The organism is Kribbella pittospori (assembly GCF_004331465.1).
GTDB lineage: Bacteria > Actinomycetota > Actinomycetes > Propionibacteriales > Kribbellaceae > Kribbella > Kribbella pittospori.
Map to the genome: position 1 here is coordinate 81,539 of NZ_SJKB01000017.1, position 14,954 is coordinate 96,492.

Below are 14,954 nucleotides of genomic sequence, written 5' to 3' on the forward strand. Positions count from 1 at the left end.
ACTGCCACATCGAGATCGCAGACAACGACACTGGTTTTCATTTCCGTCGGACTTTCTGTCAGGATGCGGCGGGTGACCGATACGGCCGAGAAGTGACCCCGGCCGCGGCGATCGCGTTCCTGCTGTCGGCACCGGCGATCAACCCCGTCGTACTTGTGTCCACCGCGGTCGCGTTCCCCGGTCAGCCGAAGGTGGTGGTCGCTCGCGCGGCGACCTCGCTCGCGGTCCGACGGCGATGTCGCCGCGCTGACCGTCGCCCCGGCCAATCCCTACGAGTAGTTCACCCAGCCGGCGACGACAGGTACGCCGGTCGGCCGGTGCACGGCGATGAACCCGAACGGCTGCACCAGCGACACCAGCAACGCCTTCGCGCCGGGCATCGGCGCGGACCCGGCAGCCATCGCCATGGTCGTGACGGCCGCCGCTTCGAAGCCGGTCGCGGAGAAGCGAGCCATCACGGCCTGCTTGGCCTGGTCGATCGCCAGCGGCTCTGAACTCAGGCCGGGGAAGTGCCCCTGGCTGGAGTCCATCGCCGACGTCAGCCCGAACACCTCCGGATGCTCGAGGAGATCATGCTCGGCATCGACCTCGAAGTACGGCAACGACAACAGCACCGACGGCACCGGCGACATCGACTCGACCACTTCCAGAGCCGGCGCCGACCCTTCAGCTGCCAGCAGCTCCGACCCACTCACGCCACCGTCGCTCAGCTCGAGCGCGGCAGCCAGTACGGCGGCCCGCCCACGACCGGCCTCACCGACAACAAGCCGTACGTCGAACTCCCCGGTGCCGACGACAGTTGCCACAGTCAACGGTCCGGCAGCGCTCTCGTACACGCGCACGCTGTCGAGGTCACCGTCGGACCGGCTCAGCCACCGCTGCCCCTCGCGCGGATACTCGTTGAACGGCAGCACCCACTTGGTCCGCAAGGCCAACGCGGACGCGAGCACCAGCAGCACGTCGGGCGTCAACTGGATCGGCATCCGCTCCAGCAGTCCGTCCGTCTGCTCGACCACCCACGCATCCAGCGTCGCCTGATCGGTCAACGTTCCGCGGACCTCGGGCGGCAGGAACCGGTCGACTCCCGGCTGCAGCGGGATCTCCGGCCGCGTCCACAGACCGAGCGCCATCCGCAGCTCGGGAGTCTGCAGCAGGCCGTCGTACGGTCCGCCGGCGGCTTCGACGAGCTCGTCACGCGCGGGTCCGACGGCCAGTTGGGCGAGGATCGCGAGCAAGGGCCGGACGCCGAGACCGGACAGAACCGTGCTGCCCTCCCCGGGCAGCTGCTCGATCCACCGAGCGGTCAGGCGACTGACCTGCTGCGCATCCATCCGGTCAACTGTCCTGGACGTCGGTGAAGTGCTCGACGTGCGGCGGGTTCGCGAAGTGCGGACCGATCAGGCCGCGCCAGACCCCGAAGGAGTCGCTCGCCCGGAACGTCTCGTGCGCCTCGACGGAGTCCCACTCGACCTGGAGCACGAAGCGCGTCGAGGTCTCGATACCGCGCGACATCCGGATGGTCCGGCTGCCCTCGGCGTTCTCGATCTGCTTGCGGGCTTGCAGATAGGCGGCCGCGAACGCGTCTTCCTGGCCGGCGATCACATCAATCAACGCGACTTCGAGCACCATGCGGCCAACCTTCTCACACCAGCTCGGCCTGCACCGCCTGCTCCGTGTTCTCCTTCGCCCGAGTGCGGCGCCGTACGACGGTGCATGCCATTCCACCGATCACCAGGACTGCCGCGGTCGCCTGCTGGAGGCCGACCGCCTCACCACGCCACAACCAGGCCGCGGCCATGCCGACGATCGGCACCAACAAAGAGAACGGTGCGACCGTGCTCGCGTCGTATTGGCGCAGAAGGTAGCCCCAGGCACCGAATCCGAACAGCGTTGCGGCAAAGGCGAGGTAGCCGATCGCCCCGATGCCGGTCAGGTCGATGCCGCGTAGCGCGTCGACATCCGTCCGTGGTCCCTCGGTGAGGAGCGACAGCACGAACAGCGGCACGACGGCGACCGCGCTGACCCAGACCATGAAGCGCAAGGTGTCCTGTGGCTTGGCGTAGCGGGTGATGGTGTTGGACACGCCCCAGAACGCTCCGGCGACGATCACCAACGACAGTGCGCCGAGCGGTGCGGCCAGTCCGCGGTCGAGCATGATCAGCACCATCCCGAGGCAGGCGATCGCGATGCCGATGACCTGGGCCTTGCGCGGCCGCTCCCGCAGTACGGCGATCGCGAACAGGACCGTGAAGATCACCTGGCATTGCAGCACCAGCGACGACAGGCCGGCCGGGACGCCGTGGTCCATCGCGGTGAACAGCAGCCCGAACTTCGCCACTCCGAGTGCGAGACCGACTCCGACGACGTACCGCCAGGCGACCGGTGGACGGCCGAGCAGGAGGATCGCCGGGACCGCGGCGAAGAAGAAGCGCAGGGCGGAGAAGAGCAGCGGCGGGAAGTCCTCGAGGCCGACCTCGATCACGACGAAGTTTACGCCCCAGACAACGACGACCGCGAGCGCGAGGAGCAGGTCACGAGGTTTCATGTGTTCCAGTCTGGGTCGGCGTACACTTAAGGACCAGCACCGATTGCTACTGCCATCACTTTAGGAGTGCTGAATGATGGATCTCGGCCGGCTCCGCGCTCTGCACGCCGTCGCGCAGTACGGGTCGGTCAACCGCGCCGCCGAGGTGCTCGGCTACACGCCGTCGGCGGTGTCCCAGCAACTGACGAAACTGGAGCGCGAGACGCGGACGACGCTGATCGAGCGGCAGGGCCGCGGCATCGTCCTCACCGACGCCGCCCGGCAGTTGGCGTCGACCGCCGCGCGCATCCTCGAGCTGGTCGAGGACGCCGAGCTGACGCTGGAAGAGCAACGTGGGCGAGCGATCGGCACGCTGAAGATCGCCGCATTCCCGACCGCCGCGCGAGGTTTGCTGCCGCATGCACTGGCGCGTTTGATCAACGATCATCCCGGCCTGGATGTCCGGGTGACCGAGACCGATCCGTTCGAGGCTGTCGCCGCGGTCAGTCGCGGGGAGATCCACGTGGCAGTGGTGCACGACTGGCAGAACACGCCGCTGAGCCTGCCGGAGGGACTGTCCCGGGTGAAGCTCGGGTCCGATCCGGCCGACGTCCTCGTCCCGGCGACGCATCGCCTGGCCGGCAAGGAGTCCGTGCGGGCGGAGGATCTGGTCGGCGAGCGATGGATCTGCCAACCGGTCGGTTCGATCTGTCACGAGTGGCTGGTCCGGACGATGCGCCGGGCCGGCGTCGAGCCCGAGATCGCCTACTCGGTCGCGGAGTACCAGACCCAGTTGGCGATGCTTGCCCAAGGCATCGGCATCGGCCTGCTCCCCCGGCTCGGCCGAGGCACGCTCCCCGACGGCGTGGTCGTCGTACCGCTGCAGCCCGCCCCGAGCCGCCGCCTGTACGCCGTCTGGCGGGCCACGACCTCCCGCCGGCCCGCGATCGCCGTCACCCTGTCCACACTCGAGTCCGCCTGGCCTGCCCGTGACACCGCCTGATCGATTGCGATCCCCGCCCGACGCAGTAGGCCTTGACCAATCCCGGCATACCGGTCACCTGAGCCTCAGCTGGAGCCGACGAGGGCCTGGAGCTTCTTCTCGGTGTCCTCGTCGGCGGCGGTGTAGACGGTCGCCCGGAACTGCCCGAGCTGGGACAGCCACAGGTTGACCGGTTCGATCCGCAGTATGCCGGCCTCGGGATTCTCGAAGACCTTGATCCGGTTGCTCGGCGCGCCGACCTCGTACCGCTCCCACAACTCGGTGAACAGCTTCGACCCGGCGAGCAGCCGCTGGAGGAGATCCTGCCACGACGGCTCACCGAGATGGTCGGCCATCGCCGCCCGGAACCCGGCCACCATGTGCACCTTCATCGCCTCGGACTCGGCGAACGTGCACCGCCATTCGCGCGACACGAACGTCGCCCAGAGCATGTTGCGCTCCTCGACCGGGATCTGCCGCAGGTCCAGCACCACCCGGCAGTAGGCCTCGTTGAACGCGAGGATGTCGTAGCGCGCACTCAGTACGACAGCCGGGTACGGCGAGACCGCGTCGAGCGTCCTCTGGACGGACGCGGGCAGGATCGCGCACTCACCGCGCGTCGGGCCGACCTGGAGCCCGGCCAGGGTGAACAGATGATTGCGCTCCTGCCGGTCCAGCCGCAGCGTGTTCGCCAGCGCCTCCAGCACCTGCGCCGACACGTTGATGTCCCGCCCCTGCTCGAGCCACGTGTACCAGGTGACGCCGACCCCCGCCAGCAGCGCCACTTCTTCCCGCCGCAGTCCCGGCGTCCGGCGCCGGCCACCCGGCGCGAACCCGACCTCGTCCGGCCGGATCCGCTCCCGCCGGCTGCGCAGGAAGACGCCCAGCTCCCGCCGCTGCTCGCCTTTGTCGACGGCAGTTCTGTCGGTGGTCAATGGCAGGGTGGTCATGTGGCCATGATGGCGCGAAGAGGAGCCTGGTGCCAGGTGCTGTCAATACCAGGATAACCAGGCTCTCACCACCAGGCTCCGAGCGCGCGCAGGCTGGAGGCATGACAGACCAGCTCCAGGCCACCGCCACCGGTGTTCCCGCCCGGCCGCGTGCCGTCGCGTCACCCCTGGGCCCGGTGGCACTGACCACTCTCCTCTTCGGCGCCTTCCTGCCGATGCTCTCCTTCTTCATCATCAACGTCGCGCTGCCGGCCATCGGCTCGGACCTGCAGGCGACCTCTGGCGAACTCCAACTCGTCGTCGGCAGCTACGGCATCGCCAACGCCACCCTGCTCGTGGTCGGCGGCCGCCTCGGCGACGGGTTCGGCCGCAAGCGGCTGTTCCTGATCGGCCTGGCCGGTTTCACCGTGCTGTCGCTGATCTGCGCGATCGCTCCGACCATCGGCGTACTGCTGGCGGCTCGCGTCGTCCAGGGCGCCGCGGCCGCCGCCATGACGCCGCAGGTCCTCGCGTCGATCACCAGCCTGCTCACCGGCGAGCACCGCGCCCGCGCGATGGCCATGTTCGGTGTGGCCGGCGGTACCGCGGCCGCGCTCGGTCAGATCCTCGGCGGCGTGCTGGTCGAAGCTAATGTGTTCGGGCTGGGCTGGCGAGCCGTGTTCCTCGTCAACGTCCCGGTCGGCGTGCTGGCGGTCGCAGCGGCGATCCGGCTACTCCCGGAGACCAAGGCCGAGAAGGCACATCGGGTCGATCTCGTCGGCGCCGCTCTGCTCGCACTGGCCCTCGTCCTGCTGCTCCTGCCGCTCACCGAAGGACGACCGCTCGGCTGGCCGCTCTGGACCTGGCTCTGCCTGGCCGCGGTCATTCCGGCTGTGGCGCTGCTCGGCCTACACCAGCACAGGTCTGAGAAGTCGGGTCGCGCTCCGCTGATCCCGCCGACGGTTCTGCGGCTCCGCGCGATGCGACTCGGCCTGCTGCTCGCAAGCGCGTTCTTCACGACCTTCGGCGGCTTCATGTTCGTCTTCGCGCTCGCCACACAGGGCGAGGCTCACATGTCTCCACTGGAAGGCGGTCTGAGCCTGTTGCCGCTGGCAGTCGGGTTCCTGATCACCTCGGTCTACGGTCCGCGGCTGCAGCAGCGGTACGGCGCCGGCCTGATCCTCCGCGGCTGGCTCATCCAGGCCGTCGGGTACGCCGTACTGGCCGTCATCACTCTCGTGGCCTGGCCGGACGTGACGCCGTGGACCCTCGCCGTACCGATGCTGATCGCCGGCTTCGGCAGCGGACTGGTCATGGTGCCGCTCATCGGCGTCGTGGTCGGTCAGGTCCCGCCGGCGCAGGCCGGACTGGGCAGCGGCATCCTGCTCACCAGCCAGCAGACGACCCTCGCCTTCGGTGCAGCCATCGTCGGTACGGCGTACCTGGCCCTGGCGGGCACGTCCTGGGGACAGGGCGGAGCACTCGCCGCGGTGGCACTGAGCATCACCGTCGTCTCACTGCTGATGACGCCTGTCACGCACCGGCTGGGTTCACGCCCCAGTGGGACGGGAGCGTAACAGCGGCGGGGAGTTTGGTGGCACGGTCGCCGCGCGCGGCGTTGACCTGAGCCTGGGTGAGGAACATCGCCCCGGTCAGGTCGGCGCCGCGCAGGTCCGCGTCGCGGAGATCCGCGCCGATCAGGTCCGCCTGCCGGAGATCGGCGTCGCGCAGGTCGGCGCCGATCAGGTAGGCACCGCGCAGGTTCGCCTTCGCGAGATCTGCACCGCGGAGGTTCTTACCCATCAGGTCGGCGCCGCGGCGCTCCTTCTTCTTGCTCTGCTTGCCGCGCACGAGCTGGCTGGTCTTCAGGAGCAGTTCGTTGACCAAGGCCCGTTCCGCGATCACGTCGACCTTCGTCAGGTCCGCAGTACTGGCCACACTCTCGACGCGCTCGATCGCCGCCAGGATCTCGGCATCGAACGCCTTGTATTCAAGGGCTTCCGTGAGATACCAGAGCAGCTCGTGGAGCTGGCGGAGGATCGGCAACGCGGCGAACATCTCCTGGCCTGGCTGTTCGCGCCAGCTCTTCCCGGCGCGGCGGGAGATCTCCTGACCGGCACCGAAGCAGTCGTAGACCGTGCAGCCCTGGAAGCCCTTCGACCGCAGCTTGCTGTGGATCGTGCAGCGGAAGTCGTCACTGAGATTGGGACACGCCTCACCGGCGGGCTTGTCGATCGCGAAGTCCGCGGACCTGCTGAACGTCAGCGCGACGCAGCAGAGGCCGAAGCAGTTGTTGCAGTCGGCCCTGAGATCTGCTCTGCGGTCAGTTTTGTTCGGCAACCGTCTGGCCGGTGCGGCGCCAGCGGATGCCGGCCTCGATGAAGTCGTCGATCTCACCGTCGAAGACACCGGAGGTGTTGCCGGACTCGTACTGCGTGCGGAGGTCCTTCACCATCTGGTACGGGTGCAGCACGTACGACCGCATCTGGTCACCCCACGAGCCCTGCACGTCACCGCGCAGTGCGTCGATCTGGGCCCGCTCCTCGGCCTTCTTCAGCGCCAGCAGCTTGGCCTTCAGGATCACCATCGCGCTGGCCTTGTTCTGCAGCTGGGACTTCTCGTTCTGGCAGGAGACCACGGTGCCGGTCGGGATGTGTGTGATCCGCACCGCCGAGTCGGTGGTGTTGACGCTCTGGCCACCCGGGCCGGACGAGCGGTACACGTCGATCCGCAGTTCCTCTTCGGGAACGTCGATCTCGTCGGTCTGCTCGAGCACCGGAACCACCTCGACCGCGGCGAACGAGGTCTGCCGGCGGCCCTGGTTGTCGAACGGCGAGATCCGCACCAGCCGGTGCGTACCCGACTCCACACTCAGCGTGCCGTAGGCGTACGGCGCCTTGACCCCGAACGTGGTCGACTTGAGCCCGGCCTCTTCGGCGTACGACGTGTCGTAGACCTCGGTCGGGTAGCCGTGCCGCTCGGCCCAGCGCAGGTACATCCGCTGCAGCATCTCGGCGAAGTCGGCCGCGTCCACTCCGCCCGCGCCGGACCGGATCGTCACCAGCGCCTCGCGCTCGTCGTACTCACCGGACAGCAGAGTGCGGACCTCGAGGGACTGGATCGCCTTGCTCAGCGAGCCGATCTCCTTCTCCGCCTCCGCCATACTGTCGGCGTCGTTCTCTTCCCGGCCGAGCTCGACCAGTACGCCGAGGTCGTCGACCCGGCTGCGCAGCGCGGTCACCCGCTCCACGTCCGCTTGCAGGCTGGACAGCCGCGACGTCACCTTCTGCGCGTTCGCCTGGTCGTCCCACAGGTCCGGCGCGGCGACCTGCTCACCGAGGTCGGCGATCTCCCGGCGCAGAGCGTCGAGATCGAGCACCTTCTCGATCGAGGTCAGCGTCGCGTCGAGCTGCTTGAGCTCCGCGTCAAAATCCAGTCCAGCCACAACCAAGCAGCCTACCTGCTAGGCGGTAGTTGCCGGTAAGGCGAGGCCGTGACGGAGTACTCCGAACACCTCGGCGACCGCTCTTTCCAACTCTGCTTGGGCTTGCTGCACCTGATCCGCGGACGCTTCGTCGGGCAGGAGCCGCATCAGCTGTTCTTCCAGGACCTTCTGCGCGGCGGCGAACTGAGCCGCGATCAAACGGTTTCTGAGGTACTGCCCCGGATTCCGTTCGTCGAGGGCTTCGGTGAGCGAGGTCTCCATCTCCGCGGCGTTCAGCCGGCGACGGGCCAGCAGGGCGGGGCTGCTCTCGATCGTCCGGACGAACTGCTTCCAGGTCGCCAGATGCCCGACCTCGAACCGCTCCCGGGTCTCGGACAGGTACGCCGCCTCCAGCACATTCACCGGATCCGCCCCAGCCGGCGCCTCCCGGACCGCGCGGGCAGGCCCCGTCCACCAGCCCGGCTCGTCGAAGAACAGATCCTCCTTGGCCGGGAAGTGATTGAACACCGTCTGTACGGCGACGTCCGCCGCGCGCGCCACCTCGGCGACCGTCACCGCGTCGAAGCCACGCTCGAGGAACAGCGTGGTCGCGACATCCGAGATGGCCTGCCGCGTCTGCTGCTTCTTCCGCTCCCGCCGCCCGGTCTCCATTGGACAGAGCGTAGGGCATCCTGTTTTACTTCATCCAATCTTGTAGTCACTACATTTTTGGAGCCAACCCAATGACGATTCTCGTCACCGGCGGCCGCGGCACGATCGCCCGCGCCATCACCGCCGGCCTGACCGCCGCCGGCCACGACGTCCGCGTCGCCTCTCGCCAACCCTCCGCCGTCGGACCTGCTGCGGTCAGCGATGCGGACGACCCGGCACCTGCACTGCGCGGCATCAGCCAGGTCTTCCTGTACTCCGATCCGTCGTCGGCGCCGACGTTCGTCGCGGCGGCCGAGGCGGCCGGCGTCAAACAGGTGGTCTTGCTGTCGTCGCTCTCCTCACAGGGCGGTCCAGACGACCCGCACGCGAAGACCGAGCGCGTGATCGGCAGCGGCTCGTACGCGACGACGTACTTGCGACCCGGTGCGTTCATGAGCAACGCGCGGTTCTGGTCGCATCAGTTCCGCGCGACCGGGCAGATCCGGCTGCCGTACCTCGATGCCGAGGAGGCGCCGATCCATGAGCAGGACATCGCCGATGCCGCGATCCGTGTGCTCCTCGACGGACCGGGTCACGGCCACGACGGTTGTGGCTATCCGATGACCGGACCGTCGTCGATGACGCGACGCCATCAGATCTCTGTGATCACCGAAGTCACCGGTGCTGCGATCGAGGCGGTCGATCTGACGCCCGACGAGGCCCGCGCCGAGATGCGGATGCGCGACGCCGGCCAGCGGGAGACGTTGCTCGCCTACTGGGCGTCTCGCGTGGGCGTTCCCCAGCCGATCGAAACCGGCGTCGAGCTCCTGACCGCCCGCTCCGGCCGGAGCTGGACCACCTGGCTGACCGACAACCCGGGGCTGTTTACCTAGGGCAGGATCGAGTCTTACCTAGGGCAGGATCGAGTCGATGTAGCCGCCGTCGACGCGGACCGCGCCGCCCGTGGTGGCGGAGGCGAGGTCGGAGCTGAGGTAGACGACCAGATTGCCGATCTCCGGCGGCTCGATCAGACGCTGGATGAGCGAGTGCGGCCGGTGCTCCTTCATGAACTGGCGTTGGGCCTCGTCCCACGGCAGGTCGTCACCGACCAACTCGTGCACGAAGTCCTCGACACCCGGGGTGTGCGTCGGGCCGGCCATCACCGAGTTCACCGTCACACCGGTCCCTGCGGCGGCCTTCGCGTAGCCCCGGGTCACCGCGAGCAGAGCCGTCTTCGTCATCCCGTAGTGCACCATCTCCAGCGGCGTCACCACCGCCGAGTCACTCGCGATGTTCATCACCCGGCCGAAGCCGCGGTCCATCATTCCCGGCAGATACGTCCGGATCAGCCGGACCGCGGACAGCACGTTCACCTCGAAGTACCGGCGCCACTCGTCGTCGTCGATCTCCAGCACCGGCTTGGCCCCGAAGATGCCGAGGTTGTTGACCAGAATGTCCAGTTCGCCGACCTGATCCCGCAGTACGTCGGCGCCTTCGGCCGAGGCGAGGTCGGCCGCGATCGCCGTCACGTCGGCGTCCGGCACCTCCCTGCGGACCTGATCCGCGGCCGCCTGGGTCTTCTCCTGGCCGCGGCCGTTCACCACCACTGCCGCACCTGCTCGCGCCAGTTCGGTGGCGATGGCCAGTCCGATCCCCTGGCTCGATCCCGACACCAGCGCCCGCCGTCCGTTCAGCTCGATCTTCATTCCCCCATGGTGCCCAGCCTGCCGATTCCCGCACGCGACGCCCCACCGATGCGGGCGCGAAAGCGCCTCAGCGGACCGGCACGATCGCGGCCGCCTCGGACGCGATGTCGGCGTCTCCCTGCCAGCCGGGCGGCTTGAACGGCAGGTCCACCGACGATGTCAGCCGCACCGTCACCGTCGTACCGGCGACGTCGGCCGACCAGTCCAGCCCCTCGAATCGGTTGCTCGCGGCAACCTGGTCCAGGTATTCGGCTGCCAGCCGACGGGCCTGCTCCGGGTCGAACTCGGCGTTCCCATCCGCCGCAGGTTGCGTGTAGATCGCCGCGAGCCCGTTCGCCGCGGCCAGTACGGCGCCGTCCGCGGTCGCGTCGAGGTCACGACGTACCAGGAACACCTTGGAGATGTCGGTCACCACGACGATCATCAGCAGGATGATCGCGGTGAAGCCGATGATGAGAACGGTCATCTGACCCTGCTCACCCTGTTGCCGTCGGCATCCGTTCATCCGTTGCCCTTGGCCTCGCGATAGTCGCCGTACGGCTCGGTGTGCGAGGCACTGAGGTGGATCGCCGGCGGCTCTCCGCCGAGGGCGTCCGGGATGAGCGGCAGCGGTACGTCGGTGGTCAGCGTGACGGTGACCGTCGACCCAGGCTCGAGGCAGGCCGGATTACAGGTGATCGTGAGCTGGTCGGAGGTCAGCTCAACACCTTGATCCTTCATCGCCAGCCGCGCCGCCTCGAACGCCCGCGTCCGCGCCTCGTCCTCCGACAACCCGGCCGGCACGATCACGAACGCCCGCCCCGCCGCCCGAGTCGCCGCGGTCGCGCCGTACGACGCCCGCTGGACATCGAAAACGGCGAGCATCACGTAGATCAACGGGACCATCAGCAACAATGCCAGCCAGGAGAACTCGACCACCGCGCTACCGCTCTCGTCCCGCGATCGGTTCATTCGCCGGTCTCCTTGACGGCATGACCTTCGACGCTGAACGCGACGCCGGGACCCCACAGCCCCAGCGGTGGCATGTGCGCCTTCACGACGACCTGCACTCCTGGTTGACCGTCGATGTCGGTCTCCTCGGACTGGACCGCATCGATCAACTGGTCCTTCACCACTCCGTCGATCAGATCGCGCGTCCGACCCTCTCCGTCGCCCGGCTGCCGATTCAGCACGGCCGCGTACGCCGCACCCTCGGACGCCGCAGCGGTGAGGGTGTTCCGGACGTACAGATAGAGCCCGACCTGCAGGATGCCGAGGAACAAAGGCACCACGAGCATCGACACCAGCACGAAGTCGACCACCGCCGAGCCGCGTTCGTCACGCGACCGGGGCGGATGCGGGCGGGCGGGGACCATCACTTGTTGGAGACGGAGTCCAGTGCGTCCTGCAGCATCTGGGCGAGTTGTTTGCCCGCCAGGCCCCAGATCACGACGACCAGCCCGGCGGTCATCACGGTGATCAGCACCCAGCCGGGGACGTCGCCGCGCTCCTTCCGTGCGGGCCGTGGCGCCATCAGCGCCACGAACAGTCTCGTCAGCAGTAGGGACATGACCTCTCCTCAGTTCATCCGGCGATCAGCCGGATTCCGACAGCGCCCGGGTAGAAGGCGAACGCGATGGTGACCGGCAGGACGAGGAACACGACCGGGACCATCATCGCGACCTCGCGGCGAGCGCCGGACTCGATCAACTCGCGCCGCCCGGCCTCGCGGATGTCCCCTGCCTGCGCCCGCAGTACGTCGGCCAGTGGCGTACCGCGTTCGAGTGCGACTGCGAGTCCGTCGGCGAACCTCGACAGCGCGAGCAGACCAGTGCGGTCGGCGAGGCCGTCGAGTGCACGGACGAGCGTCTCACCGGCGCGGGTCTCGCCCAGGACCCGCTGGAGTTCATCGGCGAGCTCGCCGCGGCACGACCGGGCGACCCGATCGAGTGCTGCCGCCGGACCCTCACCGGCCGCCACCGACAGCGCCAGCAACTCGGCCACGGTCGGCAACTCCGCGAGCAGCCGCCGCTCCCGGCGTCGTACCTGCGTGCTCAGATAGGTGTCTCTGGCAAGTACTCCGAGGACGCCCACCAGGCCGCAGAACACCAGCATCCCGATCGGATTCCCGACTCCGAACGACACCGCGATGATCGAGACGACGAGACCTGCTCCGAACGCCGCCGTACCCCACAGCACCTGCTCGATCCGGAACTCCTCGACCGACCGCTCGATCCCAGCCCGCGACAACCGGCGGCGGATCGACGCCGCACCACCGAGCAGCCGCTCCAACCTGCCGGCCCCGGCCCGCAGCGACGGCCCGAACAACCGCACGATCGCGTAGAACGGCGAACTGGAGTCGACCACACCGAGGAACACCTCCGGCCCACCAAGATCACGCAGGTACGGCGCGATCCGGTCGTCGACGGACGGCTTCCTCAAGAACGGCAAACGCCGTACGACCAGGAGCAGGCTGAGTCCGAAGAGGACACCCACCAGACCGCCGAGCAGCATCGGGCTCATCGCAGCACCCTCTCGGGCTCGGGCAACCGGCCGATCCGCAGCATCAGGCGGTACGCGATCACGCAGACCGCTGCACCCACACCGATGATCAGTGCGCCGACCGTCGAGTTGTAGCGCTGGATCACATCACCTTGGAACGACAACAACGCAAGCACGAGCCACGGCGCGGCGACCGCGACCCGGGCACCATTGACCGACCAGGACTGTCTGGACTCGAGCTCGGATCTGGTGCGGGCGTCGTCGCGGAGGAACGTCGACAGCGAACGCAGCAATCGGCCGAGATCCCCACCACCGACCTCGCGCGCGATCCGCAACGCCTCGACCACTCGGTCGCCGACGGGATCCGCGAGCCGCGCCTTCAACCGGTCCAGCGAATCCGCGAAGCGGCCCGTCGACGCATAGTCCGCGCCGAACCGGCGGAACGGTTCGCGCAACGGCAGTGGCCCGCGCTCACCCACTTGGGCCAGCGCCTCGGACAATGAAAGTCCCGCGCGGACCGCGGAGGCGATGTTGTCGACCACATCGGGCCACAGCTCACGAAACTCGGCGAGACGCTTCCGCGCGCGGCTCCGCACCAGCGCGACCGGCAGACCGCCCGACATCAGGCCGAACACCACCCCGACGGGCCATGCACCCGACACCACGAACATCACCACGAACCCGGCGACGCCGGTGATCAGGCACGCGCCGATGAATGCACCCGGCGTCACACCTTCGATCCCTGCGCTGGCCAGGAGGTCGCGGCTTCGGGCGATCAGTCGCGCGTCGGTCGCCGGTCGCGTCTCCGCCGGCACCGCGAACGTCCAGATGATCAGCAGCAGGCCGATCCCGAAGAACAATCCGAGCAGCAGTCCCATCAGCCCACCCCCCGCGGCAACTCGGTCAGCAGCCCGGACAGGGAGTACCCCGCATGCTTGAAGCGCTCGGGATGCGGCAGATGTCCTTCGGCCCGTCGCAACTGTCCGTCGGCCGTGCCGAACACCGTCTCGGTCTCGATCGCCTGCTCCTCGATCCGCCCACTGACCGCGACGATCTCTCGCACCCGCCGCTGCCCGTCCGCCCCGATCCCGAGATGGATGACGAGATCCACGCAGCCGGCCACGGTCGGAAGCACGAACCGGGACCCGATGTTCTCGCCGGCCAGCAACGGCAACGTGCACATCTTGGTCAGGGCCTCGCGTGCCGAGTTCGCATGGATCGTGCACATGCCGGGCAATCCACTGTTGAGAGCCAAGAGGAGATCAAGGCACTCCTCGCCGCGGACCTCACCGACGATCAGCCGGGACGGGCGCATCCGCAGCGATTCCTTCACCAGGTCGCGCAGGCGCACCTCGCCCGTGCCTTCGAGACCCGCCTGCCGCGTCTGCATGGACACCCAGTCCGGAATTGGCAGTTTGATTTCGAAGACCTCTTCGCAGCTGATCACGCGTTCGCTGCCCGGGATCGAGCCGGCCAGCGCGTTCAGCATCGTGGTCTTGCCGGCCTGCGTGCCGCCCGAAACCAGGATGTTCAGGCCGACTGCAACCGCGGCGTCCAGGACCGCGGCCGCGTGCGGGGTCAGCGATCCGAGCGCGACCAGGTCGCTCAGCCGGGTCGCGCGGACCGTGAATTTCCGAATGTTGATGGCTGCGTAGCGTTGAGTGATCCCGCCCAGAACGATGTGCACGCGGCTGCCGTCGGGCAGTCGCGCGTCGGTGAACGGCTGCGAGACATCGATCCGGCGGCCGGTCGTCTTCAGCATCCGCTCGACCAGATCGCTGACCTCTTCCTCGGTCAGCACCGTCGTGGTCAGCTCATGCCGGCCTTCCCGCGCAATGAACACGCGGCTCGGCTCATTGATCCAGATCTCTTCGACCGCCGGGTCATCCAGGAATCGCTGCAGCGGCCCGAACCCCGCGACGCGGTCGTGCACCTCCCGGCTGACCGCTTCCACATCCACGATCGGCGGAACCACCCCGGTCAGGCTGCGCTCGTCGTACTCCCGAACGACGGTCGCGACGATCGCGTTCACCGCCCCCGGATCCCGCAGCGGGTCGATCCCCTCCCGGCGTACGACGTCACGCACTTGGGCATCGATCAGCTCGACGGCGTCCCGGCCCGGCCGGCGCGCGGCGAGTCTGTCGGCTGCCATCGGTCTCCCCAGAAGTCCCGTCGGCGACCACTTGATCACCGTGCGCGACCATCCTGTCAAGCCTGAGGCTCACCTGCCACTCGGCTCCGGCAGGCTGTGGATAAC

18 protein-coding genes are annotated in these 14,954 nt (G+C 68.3%); 3 read left to right on the plus strand and 15 right to left on the minus strand.

The genetic code is table 11. From position 1 onward, the window contains the following. Positions 1-269 precede the first annotated feature (269 nt). The 3 genes from E0H73_RS37485 to E0H73_RS37495 are packed head-to-tail and all read right to left on the minus strand — an operon-like array spanning position 270 to position 2,545. Positions 270-1,331, minus strand: coding sequence for a serpin family protein (locus E0H73_RS37485; protein WP_131364611.1), 1,062 nt, complete (start codon positions 1,329-1,331; stop codon positions 270-272). Positions 1,332-1,335: 4 nt separating this feature from the next. Then, positions 1,336-1,629, minus strand: a complete 294-nt coding sequence (locus E0H73_RS37490) for an antibiotic biosynthesis monooxygenase family protein (RefSeq protein WP_131364613.1) — start codon at positions 1,627-1,629, stop codon at positions 1,336-1,338. Between the two features lie 13 nt (positions 1,630-1,642). Then, on the minus strand, positions 1,643-2,545 hold the full coding sequence (locus tag E0H73_RS37495; protein ID WP_131364615.1) for an EamA family transporter: 903 nt from the start codon (positions 2,543-2,545) through the stop codon (positions 1,643-1,645). A 73-nt stretch (positions 2,546-2,618) separates the two neighbouring features. Here E0H73_RS37495 and E0H73_RS37500 point away from each other — a divergent pair, with 73 nt between their 5' ends. After that, positions 2,619-3,527 (plus strand): LysR family transcriptional regulator, encoded by a 909-nt coding sequence (locus E0H73_RS37500; RefSeq protein WP_131364617.1) that lies wholly within the window; start codon positions 2,619-2,621, stop codon positions 3,525-3,527. Positions 3,528-3,592: 65 nt separating this feature from the next. Here the strand turns inward: E0H73_RS37500 and E0H73_RS37505 are convergent, their stop codons facing one another. Next, positions 3,593-4,456 carry a helix-turn-helix transcriptional regulator gene (locus tag E0H73_RS37505; protein ID WP_238164529.1) on the minus strand — a complete coding sequence of 288 codons (864 nt, stop codon included), beginning with the start codon at positions 4,454-4,456 and terminating at the stop codon, positions 3,593-3,595. Positions 4,457-4,557: 101 nt separating this feature from the next. Here E0H73_RS37505 and E0H73_RS37510 point away from each other — a divergent pair, with 101 nt between their 5' ends. After that, positions 4,558-6,012 carry an MFS transporter gene (locus E0H73_RS37510; protein ID WP_165555970.1) on the plus strand — a complete coding sequence of 485 codons (1,455 nt, stop codon included), beginning with the start codon at positions 4,558-4,560 and terminating at the stop codon, positions 6,010-6,012. Here the strand turns inward: E0H73_RS37510 and E0H73_RS37515 are convergent. The 3 genes from E0H73_RS37515 to E0H73_RS37525 are packed head-to-tail and all read right to left on the minus strand — an operon-like array spanning position 5,969 to position 8,531. Then, a complete protein-coding gene (locus E0H73_RS37515) occupies positions 5,969-6,775 on the minus strand; it encodes a pentapeptide repeat-containing protein (protein ID WP_131364621.1) in 807 nt (268 codons plus the stop codon). The two genes, E0H73_RS37510 and E0H73_RS37515, sit on opposite strands and share 44 nt — an antisense overlap. Continuing rightward, positions 6,759-7,880 carry a peptide chain release factor 2 gene (prfB, locus tag E0H73_RS37520; protein ID WP_131364623.1) on the minus strand — a complete coding sequence of 374 codons (1,122 nt, stop codon included), beginning with the start codon at positions 7,878-7,880 and terminating at the stop codon, positions 6,759-6,761. Before prfB ends, E0H73_RS37515 begins: the two co-directional genes overlap by 17 nt. Positions 7,881-7,898: 18 nt before the next feature. Then, positions 7,899-8,531, minus strand: a complete 633-nt coding sequence (locus tag E0H73_RS37525; protein ID WP_131364625.1) for a TetR/AcrR family transcriptional regulator — start codon at positions 8,529-8,531, stop codon at positions 7,899-7,901. Positions 8,532-8,602: 71 nt separating this feature from the next. Here E0H73_RS37525 and E0H73_RS37530 point away from each other — a divergent pair, with 71 nt between their 5' ends. Next, entirely contained in the window at positions 8,603-9,403 is an 801-nt protein-coding gene (locus tag E0H73_RS37530) for an SDR family oxidoreductase (protein ID WP_131364627.1), read from the plus strand. 18 nt (positions 9,404-9,421) lie between these two features. Here the strand turns inward: E0H73_RS37530 and E0H73_RS37535 are convergent, their stop codons facing one another. The 8 genes from E0H73_RS37535 to E0H73_RS37570 all read right to left on the minus strand — a co-directional run bounded on the left by E0H73_RS37535 (position 9,422) and on the right by E0H73_RS37570 (position 14,849). Then, positions 9,422-10,216, minus strand: a complete 795-nt coding sequence (locus E0H73_RS37535) for an SDR family NAD(P)-dependent oxidoreductase (protein ID WP_131364629.1) — start codon at positions 10,214-10,216, stop codon at positions 9,422-9,424. Between the two features lie 67 nt (positions 10,217-10,283). Next, a complete protein-coding gene (locus E0H73_RS37540) occupies positions 10,284-10,682 on the minus strand; it encodes a pilus assembly protein TadG-related protein (RefSeq protein WP_238164530.1) in 399 nt (132 codons plus the stop codon). Between the two features lie 35 nt (positions 10,683-10,717). Next, a complete protein-coding gene (locus E0H73_RS37545; RefSeq protein ID WP_131364633.1) occupies positions 10,718-11,167 on the minus strand; it encodes a hypothetical protein in 450 nt (149 codons plus the stop codon). Beyond that, on the minus strand, positions 11,164-11,571 hold the full coding sequence (locus tag E0H73_RS37550; RefSeq protein WP_131364776.1) for a TadE family protein: 408 nt from the start codon (positions 11,569-11,571) through the stop codon (positions 11,164-11,166). The genes E0H73_RS37545 and E0H73_RS37550 overlap by 4 nt, the downstream gene beginning before the upstream one ends. Beyond that, positions 11,571-11,765 carry a hypothetical protein gene (locus E0H73_RS37555; RefSeq protein ID WP_131364635.1) on the minus strand — a complete coding sequence of 65 codons (195 nt, stop codon included), beginning with the start codon at positions 11,763-11,765 and terminating at the stop codon, positions 11,571-11,573. Before E0H73_RS37555 ends, E0H73_RS37550 begins: the two co-directional genes overlap by 1 nt. 14 nt (positions 11,766-11,779) lie before the next feature. Next, positions 11,780-12,718: a type II secretion system F family protein gene (locus E0H73_RS37560; protein ID WP_131364637.1), complete on the minus strand. Its 939-nt coding sequence runs from the start codon at positions 12,716-12,718 to the stop codon at positions 11,780-11,782. Next, positions 12,715-13,575, minus strand: coding sequence for a type II secretion system F family protein (locus E0H73_RS37565; RefSeq protein WP_131364639.1), 861 nt, complete (start codon positions 13,573-13,575; stop codon positions 12,715-12,717). Before E0H73_RS37565 ends, E0H73_RS37560 begins: the two co-directional genes overlap by 4 nt. Further along, the gene (locus E0H73_RS37570) at positions 13,575-14,849 is read right to left on the minus strand and encodes a TadA family conjugal transfer-associated ATPase (protein WP_131364641.1); all 1,275 of its coding nucleotides are present in this window, start codon (positions 14,847-14,849) and stop codon (positions 13,575-13,577) included. The genes E0H73_RS37565 and E0H73_RS37570 overlap by 1 nt, the downstream gene beginning before the upstream one ends. Positions 14,850-14,954 lie beyond the last annotated feature (105 nt).